The following is a 15,807-nucleotide window of genomic DNA, read 5'->3' as shown; positions in this document are numbered from 1 at the left end:
GATAAGCCGATGAACGCCGAGACCGAACCGCTCCTCGCAGGCCCCCGGGGCCGCCGTTTGTGCCTCGAGCTCGCGACGGAACTGAATCCGGACGTCAGCCTGGCTGTGTTTTGGCTGGGATACGAGCTCGATCCCGGTAAAGGAACCTCCCGGGTGCTGTTCGGTCTGATGACGCCTGAGGAAACCAATGACGACGACGCGCGTCCGCCTGCCATTGGCTCGTCCGGTGATCTGGCTGCCCGCCTTGCCACCCTTGATCTGTCCGGCGTTACCGACGAGTTGGTTCAGCCGGCCCTTGAGCGCTCAGTGGACGCTGCCCGGTATTGGCAGCCTCCGGAGGGCGAGGATGTTCTGGCGTCGCTGCCAATCATCAGGCAAGCACTCGTTCCTCTTGCCGCCCCGGTGATGGCGACGCCCTCGATGCAGCGGAGCACGGAGGCCCGCCGGATGGAGCAGTGGGCCATCGACTGGCGCGGCCCCGATGATCCGGCGCCACTGGACCGGGATCCGCAGCCGAAATTGGCACAGTGGGGGCGGAACATACGTGCCGATGAGATGCGGTGGAGGGCAAAGGCCTACGCCTTGGACTCGAACATGTCGGGTGACTGGTGGTCCATCCCTCCGGGGCTTGTCGGCACGGTCGGCAGGATCCCCGCCGGACTGAACCTCATCGAGGATCCCCTGGGGTGGGAGGACGCCACCACCATTGCAGTCCGCGGCGCCGGCAGGACATATGAAATACGAACCGGGGACGACTGGACAGCCCTATGCCGCAAATTCCCTCTGGAGGTGACGGCATCCCGCCGCAACGTCTGGTTCCAGGTCACGGGACGGGACGGCCGATGGCTGATCCCGGACTGGGAGGGGGTAGCCGGGGAATGGGACGCCGTCCACCTGAGCGTCCTGGGATATCTCCGCGCAGCGGGGCGGGTGCAACACATCGATGAAGAATGGGCTTCCGTGATCGCAGGCTGGGATCCGGACCGGACCATTTGGCTGACCGATGCTGTCCGGGAAATTGACGCTCCTCGGCAGCACTGGCACCGCGCACAGCACGGCGACACGTGGACGCTGGTGCGCCGGGACGGCGTGAGTTAGGCTCCGGCCATGCCTCTGACCAGCCGATCGATCGATGCCGTGGCCGGGCGCGTCTCCGTGTGTTGGTCCCTGCCGGCTGCCTCGGACCGCGTTTGGTGGGGACTGACTTCTCCGGAAGCGCTTCCGCACTGGATAGGAACCGTGACCACCGGAGAAATGACTGTTGGAGCCGTGGTAACCATCCGGCACGCCGAGGACTATTCCTGCACCAGCGAGATTCTGGGCTGCGGGCCGGAGGCATGGCTGGCCTTGACCTGGAAGTTCCCCGATGAACCCCTGTCGCAACTGTGCATCGAGGTGGCACCGGAGGGCAGCGCCACACAACTGGACCTAATTCATGAGGGGCTCGAAGACGAGGCCCCCGGTTATCTTTCCGGTTGGCAGACACATCTGTTCTACCTCGAACATCTGCTCCAGGGCCGCCCTCTGCCCATGGAGGAATTCTGGCAGGTGCATGAACGGCTGGACCGGAAGTGCAGATCGAAACGGTTGTAGCCCTCTAGCGCACCGCTGATCCGCCCCGGCCGGCTCCAGCTACGTTGCCGGCGCGAAGGTTCTGTGGACGATTCTGGTTAATACGTCGCGTCGGCGTTGATGTTCGGCGGGTGCGTCGGCCGACGTCGCAGTGAACGTTGTGCTGGCAGGAGACCAGGTCATTGAGATTGCGATAACCGTAGTCAGCACCTCGAACGGGGTGAAGTACTTGTCGATATAGCCGGCGTTCTGGGCGGCTGCGATATTGGCGAGCTTGTCCGAATCGAGCCGGTCAGCGTCGGCGGTCAGGTGCCCGGCCGGACGCCGCTCCAGGCGGGCCCAGGTCGCCAAGCGGACCAGTTCGGGGTGCTCGAGATATTCGTTGTAAAGCCGCACCGCATACCCCGGAAGATCTTTTCCGTCTATCGGAACGGCATTGACGATGCCGTCAAGGGCTGCACTGAAGACTCTTTCAAACAAGGCCTCCTTGCTGCCGTAGAACGCGTAGAGCTGGGCCTTGTTTGCCTGAGCGTTGGCCGCGATCCTGTCCACCCGGGCGCCGGCAATCCCGTATGCCGCAAACTCCTCGCTAGCGGCAGCGAGTAGGCGTTCACGGGTAGCGTCTCCTGGCTTCATCCCTCCACCCTAACAAACTAGTTGGTTGTCTTTTTTCCGCACACGGCGTAGTGTCGCCGAATCAGGTAACTAACCAGTTTGTTTTTGTGGCCCTTCAAGTACCCGCGCCTACGCCCGCCAACAGCAGTCCCACCGGAAAGAAGATTCCCATGCGGAAAACCACGGCACTCACCGCTACTGCAGCCAATCAGCCCCTGGCAGTCGAGACCATTCAACGGCGGGACCTCCGCAGCAACGACGTCGCCATCGATGTGACCTTCTGCGGGGTCTGTCACTCCGACCTCAACGAGATACACCGCCCCGGAAACAAGCCACTGGTGGCAGGCCACGAATTCGTCGGCACTGTCACGGAAACAGGACCGGACGTTACCAGGTTCCGTCTTGGGGATTCAGTTGCAGTCGGCAATATCGTGGATTCCTGCGGCACTTGCACCATGTGCACCGCCGGCCAGGAGAACTACTGCGAGCAATTCCCCACTCTGACGTACGGCGGCACCGATCGGATTGACGGGTCCACAACCCAGGGCGGATTCGCTCGCGAATACATTGCCACTGAAAAGTTCGTCTATCCGCTCCCCGAAAACCTCGACCCCGCTGGAGTCGCCCCGCTCATGTGCGCCGGGATCACGGTATGGGAACCCCTTGTCCGCTGGAACGCAGGACCAGGCATGACCGTAGGAATCGTTGGCCTCGGAGGCCTGGGGCACCTCGCCGTGAAGTTCGCCCACGCACTCGGCGCCCACGTCGTCCTGTTCACCACATCCCGGGAAAAAGCCTCCGGCGCCAAACAACTCGGGGCCGATGAGGTTGTAGTGTCGAAAGATTCAGCCGCTATGCAGGCCCAGTCCAACCGCTTTGACCTCATTCTTGACACGGCCTCCGCTCCTCACGACCTCACCCCTTATCTCCGCGCCCTCGGACTTGACGGAACACTCTGCGCACTCGGCGCGCTCGGATCCATGGAGTTCGATCCATTGGCATTGCTCATCGGCAGAAAGAGTATTGCCTCTGCCGGCAGCGGCGGGATCGCCGGGACACAAGCCATGCTCGATTTCTGCAGCCGCCATGGAATCACAGCAGATGTGGAAGTACTGCCGGCAAGGGACGTCAACACTGCCCTCGCCAGACTCGAACTCAATGACGTCCGGTTCCGCTTCGCCTTGGATATGAAGGAATTGTGAGCCGGGAACCCCGGCGCGGAGTGAACGGTGCACCGGGTACGCGTGAAGACTGACCCGCGGCAGGTGCCGCCCGCCGATCCGGACCGCAACACGTAAGGTAAAGGGGTGGGTACCAATTCGCTTTCAGCCGCATCCGAGGATTATCTCAAGGTCATCTGGACCGCCCAGGAATGGACTGACGCGCCGGTGACGGTCTCTGCCCTGTCCGCGCACGTGGGCAATTCGCCGTCGTCGGTCTCCGAAGCGGTGAAAAAGCTGACCGCCCAGGGATTGCTGACCCACGCACGCTACGGATCCATCGCCCTGACGGAGGCGGGAACCCGCGAAGCGGTTGCGATGGTGCGCCGGCACCGGCTGATCGAGACGTTCCTCGTGGAGTACCTGAACTACGGCTGGGACGAGGTCCACGACGAAGCCGAGCATTTGGAACACGCGGTCTCCGACAAGATGGTGAATGCCCTGGACCGGAGGCTTGGTTACCCCGTCCGTGATCCACACGGAGATCCCATTCCAACGCGGGACGGCAGCTTTCCGCCGCTGGCCGCCGTCCGGCTCAGCAGCTGCGAGCCCGGGAGCGTGGTAACCATCGCCCGGGTTTCGGACAACGACCCGGAGCTGCTGCGGTATCTGGCCGGGCTGGGACTGCATTTGGACGTGCAGGTCCGCGTGCTCTCGCGCCAGGCCTACGCCGGAACCCTGACGGTGACAGTGGGCGGGGAACAGCTGGAACTGGGTCTTCCCGCTGCCCAGTCCATCTGGGTGCTGCGGGCACCCGGCGCGGAGCCGCCCGGGGCTGCCCCCGAGGCTTAGGGATGAACGACGCCGCGGTTCAGCTGTGGTGGCTGCCGGTTGGCGCCGGCGGGCACGTCGTCGTCCATACCAGCAGGTGGTGGGAACGCTTCCACGCTCTCATGGAGCACCGGCCGGAGCAGCCCTTGTTTCACAGTGCCCTCATAGTGGTTCGAGCCACAGGGGAGTGGGTCATCGAGATGGCTCCGGCCTGGGGGCAGCGCAATCCGTCACGGGGCGTAGTGGCCAGCGGGCCGGTGGGTCTGCGCTTTTTGGGACGCTTCCGGCTGTTTCGCTACGAGGTCCGCTGCTGGCCCCAGGGAGTACTTCCCGACCGGCAGTACGCTGTGGCGAGCCCGGTGGTCTTTCCGCTCACCGATGCCGCAGCGGCCGGACTGCTGGCGCGTGCTGCGGCTGTGCCGTCCCATACCTGGGGGCGCCGGATCAATGGTTCCACGGATATGTGGAACTCCAACTCCCTCACTTCCTGGCTGCTGCAGGAATCAGGATTGGACGCCGCCGGCATCAGTCCCCCGCAGGGCGGGACGGCACCCGGGTGGGCCGCAGGTATTGCTGCGTCCTAGGGAAGCACGTGCAGGTCGAAGAACACCTCGCGGAAGGTGGGCGTGTAGCCCAGGCTTTCGTAAAGCCCCAGGGCACCGGACGGATTTTCCGTGTCCACGCCCAGGCCGGCACGCTCCATGCCCGACGCCTTGTACCGGCGCATCGCTTCGCCCAGCATGGCCGGCGCCAGTCCCAGGCCCCGGTAGCTGCGGCGCACACCCAGCAGCTCGGTGTAGCCCTCGCTGTAGCCGTTGAGCTTTTCGCCCTCCGGATCAAAGGAGGCGATGTTGTAGCCGGCGATTTCCCCGGCGGCAGTATCCATGACCACAAAGGTCCAGTCCGCGCGGAAATGCGGGTGTTCCACGTTGTGCTGCCAGCGCTCGGGATCCCGTTCCTCACTGCCCCAGTGATCCTGGAACACTTCATTGTGGGCAACGCGCAATGCTTCGGAAATATCCTCGTTGAAGGTCACATATTCCAGGCCGTCCGGCAGCTTGGTGTCCGGGATATCCGCGTCGAGCGGTCGGCTCATCTCCGTAAAGTAGCGCACCACTGACGCATTGGCGGCATGGAACAGAGCTACATGCGAGGCATTGTCCTCCTCCGCCATAAAGCGCAGCAGACCCTTTTCATGTCCGGTTTCCAGGAGCCGTTCACGGGCACGCTGCTGCTGCCAGCGCAGCAGGGCAGTGCCGACGCCGCGCCTGCGCCACTGCGGGTCCACTCCCCCGGCACCGTGGATTTTGTCCGACCCTTCGGTCCGGACCAGGTATCCGTAGGCCCGCGGGACGCCGTTGCGGTCAAGTCCCAGCAGGGTGTCCCGGGCCGGGTTGTCCGCACTGGCCGCCAAAACGTGTTCGAGGTCCGCACGCTGTTGGACATATCCCGGCTTGTCCGCTGCAGCGATGCGCCGGACCAGCTCCAGCCAGGCATCAACGTCTTCGGCCGTGATGGCACGCCAGCGCAGGCCCGTAACGGGGCCGGGGATTTCCGGAGGTGTTGAAATGCTCATTTTTCCACCCTATGACACGTGCACCGGGGGTTTCCTAGGAGTGTGACGCGGCACATACCGGCTGTCCCAGCACAATTCGGCGCTGACACCAGGCGGCATCGGCAGGGTTGTGGGTCACCACCACCACTGATTTGCCGCGCAGCCCGGCCGCCAAATCGGCCATCAGCTGCTCCCCTGCTTCCGCGTCCAGGTGGGCCGTGGGCTCATCCAGGAGTACGACGTCGGCTTCCGTCAGCAGCGCGCGGGCCACGGCAAGGCGCTGACGCTGCCCGCCGGACAGGAAGTGTCCGCCGCCGCCCACACGGGTGTCCAGTCCCTCCGGAAGCCCGGCGAGGAACGGACCCAGGCCGACGGCGTGAAGGGCCGCAACCATCTCCGCCTCCGTGGGTGCGAGCCGCCGGTCGCGGGCCAGCAGCAGGTTGCCGCGCAGGGTGGAATCGAACAAGTGGGCTTCCTGCGGGCACCAGGCCATCCGCCGTGCAGCCGGCGGCAATGTCGCAGCGGCCCGGCCGTTGATGAGGAAAGATCCCTCCTGCGGGGTGAGGAAGCCCAGCAGGACACCGAGCAGGGTTGACTTCCCGCTGCCGGAGGCCCCGGTAACGGCCAGCCAGCTGCCCCGGCGCAGATCCAGGTCCAGGTCCTCGAACACCGGGGTCTCTTCACCTGGATAGGTGTAGCTGATGCCGCGCAGCTCAACGGTGTCCACAGCGGGGACCGGCGCTCCGTCCGCGGAATCCGGGCCTGTGTCCGGGTCCGGGTCCGTGTCCGTGTCCGGCTCCACGGTGTCGGTTCCCAGGTCCGGCAGCACCTTGTCGCCCAGGGTCCGCCAGGCGAAGAACTGCTGGATGGAGCCGTTGACGGCCACGAAGGCTTCGATCAGCGCCAGCTGCATCAGCACGACGACGGCGGCCACCGTCGCCGGGATGTTCCCGGCCACGGTCAGCACGTAGAGGGACCCCAGCGAGCAGGCCAGGGCGGTGAGCGCATTGGCCAGACCCTGCGCCCATGCGCTGCGGCGCACTGCGGCCGAGGCCCGTGCGTCGAGTTCGCGCTGGCGGGCAAACACCGGTGCGGCGCTGCTGTTGGCTTCCAGATCCGATGCTGCGTCAAGCAACCGCGCCATGGCCGCCATGGACCGCGACTGCAGCCGCACGGTTGCGGCGCGGGCTGCGGCGTCGGCGCCCACGGCCACAAGCGGTGCAATCACCAGGCCCACCACGCACACCAGGATCTGCACGCCCAGCGCTTCGGGCAACAGCAGACCTGTGGCGATACACGCGGCGACGGCGGTGAAGAAGCCGGTCAGCGGTGCAAAGACAACGCGCGGTGCGATGTCCCGCAGCTCATCGACATCCCCCACCAGCCGTTCCAGCGCCCCTCCGCCGCGGGCCAGCCGCCGCCATCCCTCGGGCCGCTGCAGCAGTCCGTTCCACAGGCGGATGCGGATGGCGTTGGTGGCGCGGAAGACGGCGTCGTGCAGGCGCAGCCGCTCGAGGTAGCGCAGCACGGCGCGGCCGATGCCGAAGAACCGCACCCCCACAATGGCGGTGAGCAGCAGCATGATCGGCGGCTGTTCGTTGGCCCGAACAATCAGCCAGCCGGACAGCGACGTGAGCGACACCGCGAAGAGGGTCGCCCCGGTACCCAGGAGCAGGGCCAGCAGGAACTGGGGGCTCCAGAGCCGCAGCACCAGCAGGTTCTTCCACAGCGGCTGATGCACGGGATGGGATTCGGTCTCCGCAAGCTCGTCCTGCCAGCGCACATCGGTATGTTCTGCGCCGGGCTCAGTAGCGCTGTCAGCGGGGAAACCCGGAGCTGTGCCGGCCGGCAGGGCCGGGGCGGCTGCCTGCGGGGATGCAGCAGGCAGATGTGCGGCTGCAAAGCCGGTTTCACCGGGCAACCCGGTATCCACGGGAATCAGTGTGTCGGCAATGGCCGCGGCGGCCCGGTCGTGGGCCACCAGCAGGACAGTGACGGTTCCGCGCAGGTTCTTCAGGGCACGGATGACCGCGGCGGCGCTGGCCGCGTCCAGATGAGCCGTGGGTTCATCCGCCAGCAGCACACGCACCTGCGGCTGGCAGGCAACGCGGGCCAGTGCGCGGGCAACGGCCACGCGGCGCTGCTCGCCGGGACTCAGGTCCGCGGTGCGGGTCTCCAGCAGGTGCAGTGCGCCGATAGCGGCGAGCGCGCTTGCCGCAGCCTGCCGCCCTTCCTCCCCCGGTCCGAGGCCGGAGTAGAGGGCGATCTCTTCCGCGGTGGTGTCTTCCACCAGCACCGGATGCTGCGGGATCCAGGCAATGCCGGCGCGGTCGACGCCGGTTACGGAACCTTCCAGCGAGGTGTCGCCGCCGTTGCGGCGCAGTCCGGCGAGGGTTTCCAGGACGGATGTCTTGCCGCTTCCGCTGGATCCGGTGAGGGCTGCGATGCTGCCGGCGGGCACCTCGAAGCTGAGGCCGGACACCGCCGGCCGGGGCCGGCCGGCATACCGGATGGTCAGCCCAACGACAGACAGCGGGGGTCCGGACCATGTTTGCGGACCGCAGGACGTGCCGGCACCCGCGCCGGTAGCAGCCACCGGCACGAGCGGAGCGGCGGCCGGGGCATCGAGCACGGCGTTGGTGCGCTTGAGTGCCTCCAGCCCGTCTTCGCTGGCGTGGTGGGCCGTGCCCAGGTCACGCAGCGGCTGATAACACTCCGGAGCCAGGATCAGGGCGAGCAGGCCCAGTTCCAGGGACATGGAACCGTTGACCAGGCGTACGCCGATCACTACGGCCACCAGTGCCACGGAGATGGTGGCAATCAGTTCCAGTGCCAGCGCGGAGAGGAACGCGATTCGAAGGGTTTCCAGTGTGCGGATGCGGTAGTTCTCGGCTACATCGCGCAATGCCCTGGTCTGGGCCTTCGCGCGCCCCAGTCCGACGAGCACGGGCAGTCCCTTGGCCAGCTCCAGCATGTTGTCGGAGAGCCGGTTGAGAGCATCCACTGCGGCGGCGGTCTTGTCTCCGGTGTGCAGCCCGATCAGGATCATGAACACCGGAACCAGCGGCACGGTCAGGACCACCACCACCGCGCTGAGCCAGTCCGCGGAGAGGATGCGCAGGCCCACCAGCAGGGGTACGACGGCGCACGTCACCAGGGCGGGCAGGTACTTGGCGTAGTAGTTGTCGAGTCCGTCCAGTCCCCGGGTGATCAGCACGCTCAGCGCGCCGCTGCCCATGCCGGGAACATTGCCGCCGTCGTTCAGTGCCCGTTTGGTCAGGGAGGCACGCAGCTCTTCCTTAACTCCTGCCGCAGCCCGCTGGGATACCGTCTCGGTGCCCCACACCGCCAGTGAGCGCAGCACCGCTCCGGCGATGCCGTTGGCGAACACCCAGCGCCAGTCGGGACCGCCGGCGGCAAGCCCGGCCACTCCGGCAGCCACACCCGTGGCGAGGAGCACCAGGCCCGCCGCCTTGACGGCGGCCAGCAGGCCGAGCAGGTACAGTGCCCGCCGGCTGGCGGCACTGACCGGAAGCACCGGTTTCACTGAGCGGTCACCGAGTGGGCAGCGGGGATGGAGTCAGCGGTGATGCGCTTGCGGAAGACCCAGTAGGTCCAGCCCTGGTAGAGCACCACCAGGGGCAGGCCGAAGAGGGAGACCCAGGAGATAACGGTTAGCGTGTAATCGGAGGAGGACGCGTTGTTCACGGTCAGGCTCCACTCAGGGTTCAGGGTGGAGGGCAGCACGTTCGGGTAGAGCGAGGCGAAGATCGTGAAGACGCCCGCCACCAGGAACAGGCCGATCCAGATGAAGCTCCAGCCTTCCCTGCCGCGCCGCGCCGCGGCCCAGGCGAGCACCACGGCCACCACCGCGATGACCAGCGGAATCAGGGTCAGCGCCTTGCCGTTCTGCTGCTGCACCACAATCGCCCAGGCGGCCATCGGAAGAACACCCAGGGGCAGCCAGCGAACGACGGCGCGCCTGGCGCGCATTTCAATGTCGCCGCGGGACTTCAGTGCCAGGAAGGCACAGGCGTGGACCAGGCAGAAGGCAACGACGGCGAATCCGCCCAGGACGGCATAGCCGTTGAACCAGGCGAACGCTCCGCCCACCCGGTCGCCGTTCTCATTCAGCGGCAGCCCGGTGGTGGTCAGGGCCAGGGCCGCGCCCACACCGAAGGCGGAGACAAAGGAGCCCAGGGCCATGGCCCAGTCCCAGCGGCTGCGCCAGCGGTCGTCGTTGTGCTTGCCGCGGTACTCGATGGAGACCGCCCGGAAGATCAGTCCCAGCAGGACCAGCACGAGCGGGATATACAGCGCCGAGAAGAGTGCCGCGTACCAGAGCGGGAAGGTGGCAAACGTCATGGCGCCGGCGGTAATCAGCCACACCTCGTTGCCGTCCCAGACCGGTCCGATGGTGTTCAGCATGACCCGGCGGTCCTTCTCGCTGCGGCCCATCAGCTTCATGAGCATGCCGACGCCGAGATCGAAGCCCTCCAGGAAGAGATAGCCGGTCCAGAGGAAGGCCAGCACAATGAACCAAAGGGTGGGTAGCGAAATCACTTCTGTGCTCCAGATCGCTTAGTAGGCAAAGCCGAGGACGTCATCGGGCTGCTTGGTCTTGGCTCCGGTTCCGCCGGAGCCGCCGGTGTCGCTGCCGTCGCTGCCGCTGCCGTCGTCACCGCCGGCGGAATCCATGCCGCCGGAGGAACCGCCGTCGTGCCCGCTGCTGCTGAGCAGCTCCGGCATGGCGGACGGAACGCCGCCGCGGGTGAACTTGAACAGCAGCCGCACTTCCACCACCAGCAGCGCCAGGTAGACCAGCGCGAAGCAGGCCAGGGAGAAGATCATCTCGGCCCTGGAGACACCGGGTGAGACCGCCGCCGCGGTGAACATAAACACCTGGTCGATGCCGGTGAAGCTCGGGTTGGGTGCGACCACAAAGGGCTGGCGTCCCATCTCGGTGAAGATCCAGCCTGCGCTGTTGGCGCCAAAGGGGGCCAGGATGCCGAACACGGCCAGGCGCATCAGCCACTTGGACTGCGGGACCGTGCCCTTGCGGGTGATCCACAGAGCGAAAGCAGCCGCAGCGGCCGCAATGCCGCCGAAACCGATCATGATGCGGAAGCCCCAGTAGGTGACGGACATGACCGGCAGGTAGTCAATCTCGGTGCCGGCCTGCGCACCGTACTTGGGATCATCCGGGATGTGCGTGCCGTAGGCCTCCTGATACTCCGGGATCAGGGTGTTGACGCCCTTGACCTCAGTGTCGAAGTTGTTGTTGGCCAGGAAGGACAGCAGGCCGGGAACTTCGATCACGGCTTTGACATCGTCGCAGTTCTTGGCGCCTACATCGCCGACCGAGAGGATCGAGAAGGACGTTCCGTCGTGGCAGGCAGCCTCGGCCGCTGCCATCTTCATGGGCTGCTGGTCGAACATGAGCTTGCCCTGCAGGTCTCCGGTGATCGCGGTGCCGGCGAAGGACACCATGGCAACCACTGCCCCGATACGCAGCGACTTGATCCAGACGCTGTGGTCCGCCTTGTCACGGCCGGTCTCGGGGCGCTCACCGATGTTCACGGTGCCGTCTTCGTTGACGGTGTCAATCCCGTCACGGCGCCGCTTCCACAAGTGGTACCAGGCAATGCCGAGCAGGAATCCGCCGGCCACCGAGAGAGCGGCAGTGATCTGGTGCGGGAAGGCCACCAGCAGGGTGTTGTTGGTCAGGACGGCCCAGATGTCATTGAGCACGGGGCGGCCGTCCACCATTTCCACACCGACGGGGTGCTGCATCCAGGAGTTCGCAGCCAGGATGAAGTAGGCGGACAGAACCGAAGCCAGCACTGCAATCCACAGGCAGGCCAGGTGCAGCTTTTTGGACAATCTTCCCCAGCCGAAGATCCACAGTCCCAGGAACACGGACTCGGTGAAGAAGGCCAGCAGAGATTCCAGCGCCAGCGGGGCGCCGAACACGTCGCCCACGAAGCGGCTGTACTCACTCCAAGCCATGCCGAACTGGAATTCCTGAACCAGACCGGTTGCTATGCCCATGATGAAGTTGATGAGGAAGAGCTTTCCCCAGAACTTGGTCATGCGCAGGTATTCGTCTTTGCCCGTGCGGACCCACATGGTCTGCAGGGTCGCCACTACCAGCCCCAGGCCGATCGTCAGCGGCACCATGAGGAAGTGGTAGACGGTGGTGATGCCGAACTGCCAACGGGCAATATCGAGTGCTTCCACGGGAGGATTCCTTCAGTCGAACCAGATTTCTACAGAGCGTAGAAGATCATGCTGTTTCTGATCGTAGATGAGTTCGAAAAAGATTTCTACGCGATGTAGAACCGATCACAAAAAACCTGTAGATTGGAGAACCGGACGTCTTCCCTGCGGGGTATTGACCGGAGTGAACAGGCTCCGGCGGAGGTTCGAGACTATTAATGCTGAAGGACAGGAACACAGATGGCTACCCTCGGTGAGTTGGAACGGGCAACAATGGACCTCCTCTGGGAGTCACCGGAGGCCGCCACGGCAAACGAACTGCGTGAACTGCTGGCTCAGGCCAACCCTGCTGCGGGCACCGGAGACGGCAGGGGCCTTGCGGTCACCACCATCCTCACGGTCCTCTCCCGGCTGGAAAAAAAGGGACTGGTGGAGCGTGAGCGCAACATCCGCCCGCACCGGTACCGCGCCATCACGTCCAAGGCCGAACATACAGCTGAGCTGATGCATGAAGTCCTTGGTTCAGTAAATGACCGCGAGGCCGTGCTGGCCCGCTTTGTCGGCTCCGTCTCGGCAACCGAGGCCGAAACCCTCCGCCGCCTGCTCGGCGGCGTCTGACCGGGTAGCGGCTACTCCTCCGCCGCGATGTTTTGGGCCTCGTATCTGTTGGCCGCGCTTGCCCTCGTGCTGGCGTGGCCTGTTCCTATTGCCCTTTCGCGCGCCAAATGGCCGGCCCGGTCCCCGTTCACTGCGATGGTGCTGTGGCAGGCCATCGCTCTGGCCGGCGGCCTGTCGATGATCGGCGCCATGCTGACCTGGGGCCTTGAGCCCCTCGGCAACAACCTGATTGACGCGCTGCGCAGCCTCTGGGGCATCCTGGTGCACCGCGAGCCAGCCACCACGCTGGGCCTGGTGCATGTCTTTGCTCTCAGTGCCGCAGTGTTGCTCAGTGCCCACCTGATCTTCACCCTCCTGCTGACCTATTACCGGATCCGCCGCGGCCGGCGCAGGCACCGGGACATGCTGTCCCTGCTGAGTTCCCCTTCAGACACCCGTCCGGCCACCCTGGTGATCAACCACCCCGTACCGGTGGCGTACTGCCTTCCGGGGGGCGCACGTTCGGTCACTGTCCTTTCGGACGGGCTTCTCGAGATGCTCTCGGATGATGAGCTCTCCGCCGTCCTTATCCACGAGAAAGCCCATCTCGCCCAGCACCACCATTTGCTGCTGTGGGCGTTTGCCGCCTGGCGCGCCGCCCTGCCGTGGCTGCCTACCTCCCAGTTGGCCCAACAGTCCGTCAACGAGCTCATCGAGATGCTGGCTGATGACGAAGCATTGCGCACGGTGCAGCCGGGGACATTGATTCGGGCCGTGGCGATTGTGGGAACCGGCGGCGCGGCGCCTGCAGAAAACCTGGCCGTTGCCGAGATTCGGGGCACGCCGCTGCTGGGCAGCCCCGACGAGCCGGAGAAAATCGGCACGGTTCACCGGCTGAGCAGGTTGCTGACGCCCCTGCCGCCGCTGCCGGCCTGGCAGCGGGCCGCGGTGCTCATTCTGTCCGGCCTGCTGCTTGCCGTTCCCACCACGCTGCTGGTGGCGCCGGGCGTCGTCTAGGCGGCAGCCCGGGCTCTGCGCCGGGGCAGGCTGGTTCCGCAGCCCGCCCCGGGGAGCCGACGGCGCTTATGCGTCGATGCGGTCGCGGTCCAGCATGGCCGCTCCCGCAATGATGAAGTCCTTGCGCGGAGCCACCTCACTGCCCATCAGCAGCTCAAACGCGCGCTCGGCGTCGGCTGCCTGGTCGATGCGCACGCGGCGGAGTGTCCGGTGCCGCGGATCCATGGTGGTTTCCGCCAGCTGGTCAGCATCCATCTCACCCAGACCCTTGTACCGCTGGATGGGCTCCTTGTAGTTCCTGCCTTCCTTCTGCAGCTTGGCCAGCAGCTGGTGCAGCTCCTTTTCCGAGTAGGTGTAGATCATCTCGTTGGCCTTGGACCCGTGGTTGATGACCTCCACGCGGTGCAGCGGCGGAACGGCGGCGTATACGCGGCCGGCCTCGACCAGAGGCCGCATATAGCGGAAGAACAGGGTCAGCAGCAGGGTGCGGATGTGTGCCCCGTCGACGTCGGCGTCGGTCATGAAAATGACCTTGCCGTAACGTGCGGCGTCCAGCTGGAAACTCCGTCCGGATCCTGCCCCCACCACCTGGATCAGGGCCGCGCACTCGGCGTTGGACAGCATGTCCGCAACGGAGGCCTTCTGCACGTTCAGGATCTTGCCGCGGATTGGCAGCAGCGCCTGATAGTCCGAAGACCGGGCAAGTTTGGCCGTGCCCAGCGCGCTGTCACCTTCGACAATGAACAGTTCCGAACGCTCACTGTCATCAATCCGGCAATCCGCCAGCTTCGCCGGCATGGAGGAGGTTTCCAGGGCGTTCTTCCGGCGCTGGGTTTCCTTGTGCACGCGGGCGGAGATGCGGGATTTCATCTCCGAAACGACCTTTTCCAGCAGCAGGGCCGACTGTGCCTTGTCCTGCCGGGCGCTGGAATTCAGCCGCGCCGTAATTTCCTTGTCCACCACCTTGGCGACGATGGCGCGGACCGCAGACGTGCCAAGGATTTCCTTGGTCTGTCCTTCGAACTGCGGCTCGGCAAGCCGCACCGTCAGGACGGCCGTCAGCCCGGCGAAGACATCATCCTTCTCGATCTTGTCATTGCCGGCCTTGAGCTTGCGGGCGTTGGCCTCGATGACCTTGCGGAAGGTCTTCAGCAGGGCCTGCTCAAACCCGGCCTGGTGAGTTCCACCCTTGGGCGTAGCAATGATGTTCACGAAGCTGCGGATATTCGTTTCGTAGCCGATGCCCCAGCGCAGCGCGATGTCGACCTCGCATTCCCGCTCCACCTCGGCGATTTTGCTGTGCCCGGAATCATCCAGCACGGGAACTGATTCCTTGAACTTGCCGCTGCCCTGCAGGCGCCAGATGTCGGTGACCGGTGCGTCCGCTGCGAGGTATTCCACAAACTCCGTGATGCCGCCGTCGTGCTGGAAGACTTCCTCCACCGGGCCGGCCTCCCCGGGGGTTCCGGGCAGGCGGCGCTCGTCGCGCAGGGTAATCCTCAGTCCGGGAACCAGGAAAGACGTCTGGCGGGCCCGGGCCTGCAGTTCCGTGTAGGAGAATTTGGCGTCCGGGGTGAAGATCTGGCGGTCCGCCCAATAGCGGATCCGGGTTCCGGTCACGCCGCGCTTGGCCTTGCCCACCACCTCAAGTTTCGAACTCTCCAGGAAGGGAGAGAACTTGGCATCGGGGCTCGGAGACTTGCCGGTGTCAGCAAAATGGCCGGGCTCGCCGCGCCGGAAGTTCATCTGGTAAACCTTGCCGGCGCGGTCCACCTGCACGTCCAGACGGGCGGACAAGGCGTTGACCACCGAAGCGCCGACACCGTGCAGGCCTCCGGAGGCGGCGTAGGAACCGCCGCCGAACTTGCCTCCGGCATGAAGCTTCGTGAAGACCACTTCCACACCGGACAGGCCGGTCTTGGGCTCGATGTCCACCGGGATGCCTCGGCCGTCATCATGGATCTCCACGGAGCCGTCCGGGTGCAGGATGACCTTGATGCTCTGGCCGTAGCCGGCCAGGGCCTCGTCCACGGAGTTGTCGATGATCTCCCAGAGACAGTGCATGAGCCCGCGGGAATCGGTGGACCCGATGTACATGCCGGGACGCTTCCGCACAGCTTCGAGCCCTTCCAGGACGGAAAGGTGGCGGGCGTTGTACTCAGTGTTCGGGGGCGCCACGTGTTTGAAACTCCTCAGGCTTTGAAACCGTTGGCCGGCAGATCGCCGATCCAGCTGCGTACC

Annotated in this window: 13 protein-coding genes; 7 read left to right on the top strand and 6 right to left on the bottom strand. The window is 65.3% G+C overall.

Annotated features, from left to right (window positions below; all coding sequences use genetic code 11):
- Positions 1-9: 9 nt before the first annotated feature.
- Together CXQ89_RS07320 and CXQ89_RS07315 are read left to right on the top strand one after the other, a co-directional pair.
- The gene (locus CXQ89_RS07320; RefSeq protein ID WP_104160804.1) at positions 10-1,098 is read left to right on the top strand and encodes a hypothetical protein; all 1,089 of its coding nucleotides are present in this window, start codon (positions 10-12) and stop codon (positions 1,096-1,098) included.
- Between the two features lie 9 nt (positions 1,099-1,107).
- The gene (locus CXQ89_RS07315; RefSeq protein WP_104160803.1) at positions 1,108-1,593 is read left to right on the top strand and encodes an SRPBCC domain-containing protein; all 486 of its coding nucleotides are present in this window, start codon (positions 1,108-1,110) and stop codon (positions 1,591-1,593) included.
- 39 nt (positions 1,594-1,632) lie between these two features.
- On the opposite strand, the gene CXQ89_RS07310 is transcribed toward CXQ89_RS07315, so the two are convergent.
- On the bottom strand, positions 1,633-2,208 hold the full coding sequence (locus tag CXQ89_RS07310) for a TetR/AcrR family transcriptional regulator (protein WP_104160802.1): 576 nt from the start codon (positions 2,206-2,208) through the stop codon (positions 1,633-1,635).
- A 149-nt stretch (positions 2,209-2,357) separates the two neighbouring features.
- On the opposite strand from CXQ89_RS07310, the gene CXQ89_RS07305 reads away from it, so the two are divergent.
- The 3 genes from CXQ89_RS07305 to CXQ89_RS07295 all read left to right on the top strand — a co-directional run bounded on the left by CXQ89_RS07305 (position 2,358) and on the right by CXQ89_RS07295 (position 4,762).
- A complete protein-coding gene (locus CXQ89_RS07305; RefSeq protein ID WP_104160801.1) occupies positions 2,358-3,389 on the top strand; it encodes an NAD(P)-dependent alcohol dehydrogenase in 1,032 nt (343 codons plus the stop codon).
- A gap of 105 nt (positions 3,390-3,494) precedes the next feature.
- Entirely contained in the window at positions 3,495-4,199 is a 705-nt protein-coding gene (locus tag CXQ89_RS07300; protein WP_104160800.1) for a metal-dependent transcriptional regulator, read from the top strand.
- A 2-nt stretch (positions 4,200-4,201) separates the two neighbouring features.
- Positions 4,202-4,762 carry a hypothetical protein gene (locus CXQ89_RS07295; RefSeq protein ID WP_104160799.1) on the top strand — a complete coding sequence of 187 codons (561 nt, stop codon included), beginning with the start codon at positions 4,202-4,204 and terminating at the stop codon, positions 4,760-4,762.
- Here CXQ89_RS07295 and CXQ89_RS07290 read toward each other — a convergent pair.
- Genes CXQ89_RS07290 through CXQ89_RS07275 form a run of 4 tightly spaced genes read right to left on the bottom strand, consistent with a single transcriptional unit; the run spans position 4,759 to position 11,973 of the window.
- Positions 4,759-5,754 carry a GNAT family N-acetyltransferase gene (locus CXQ89_RS07290; RefSeq protein ID WP_237686794.1) on the bottom strand — a complete coding sequence of 332 codons (996 nt, stop codon included), beginning with the start codon at positions 5,752-5,754 and terminating at the stop codon, positions 4,759-4,761. The genes CXQ89_RS07295 and CXQ89_RS07290 overlap by 4 nt on opposite strands.
- A 34-nt stretch (positions 5,755-5,788) precedes the next feature.
- The gene (cydD, locus tag CXQ89_RS07285) at positions 5,789-9,280 is read right to left on the bottom strand and encodes a thiol reductant ABC exporter subunit CydD (RefSeq protein WP_104160798.1); all 3,492 of its coding nucleotides are present in this window, start codon (positions 9,278-9,280) and stop codon (positions 5,789-5,791) included.
- Positions 9,277-10,296 (bottom strand): cytochrome d ubiquinol oxidase subunit II, encoded by a 1,020-nt coding sequence (gene cydB, locus CXQ89_RS07280; protein ID WP_104054638.1) that lies wholly within the window; start codon positions 10,294-10,296, stop codon positions 9,277-9,279. The genes cydD and cydB overlap by 4 nt, the downstream gene beginning before the upstream one ends.
- A gap of 18 nt (positions 10,297-10,314) precedes the next feature.
- Positions 10,315-11,973 (bottom strand): cytochrome ubiquinol oxidase subunit I, encoded by a 1,659-nt coding sequence (locus CXQ89_RS07275; RefSeq protein ID WP_104054639.1) that lies wholly within the window; start codon positions 11,971-11,973, stop codon positions 10,315-10,317.
- 219 nt (positions 11,974-12,192) lie between these two features.
- On the opposite strand from CXQ89_RS07275, the gene CXQ89_RS07270 reads away from it, so the two are divergent.
- Together CXQ89_RS07270 and CXQ89_RS07265 are read left to right on the top strand one after the other, a co-directional pair.
- On the top strand, positions 12,193-12,570 hold the full coding sequence (locus CXQ89_RS07270; RefSeq protein WP_104054640.1) for a BlaI/MecI/CopY family transcriptional regulator: 378 nt from the start codon (positions 12,193-12,195) through the stop codon (positions 12,568-12,570).
- 27 nt (positions 12,571-12,597) lie between these two features.
- Entirely contained in the window at positions 12,598-13,566 is a 969-nt protein-coding gene (locus CXQ89_RS07265) for a M56 family metallopeptidase (RefSeq protein ID WP_104160797.1), read from the top strand.
- A 66-nt stretch (positions 13,567-13,632) separates the two neighbouring features.
- On the opposite strand, the gene CXQ89_RS07260 is transcribed toward CXQ89_RS07265, so the two are convergent.
- Positions 13,633-15,744, bottom strand: a complete 2,112-nt coding sequence (locus CXQ89_RS07260; protein WP_104160796.1) for a type IIA DNA topoisomerase subunit B — start codon at positions 15,742-15,744, stop codon at positions 13,633-13,635.
- Positions 15,745-15,807: the final 63 nt, after the last annotated feature.

Origin of the sequence: Arthrobacter sp. ZGTC212 (assembly GCF_002929255.1) — a bacterium.
In the GTDB taxonomy this organism is placed as follows: domain Bacteria; phylum Actinomycetota; class Actinomycetes; order Actinomycetales; family Micrococcaceae; genus Arthrobacter_B; species Arthrobacter_B sunyaminii.
Note: the sequence above shows the minus strand (reverse complement) of the source record. Positions and strands in the feature narration are given on the sequence as shown.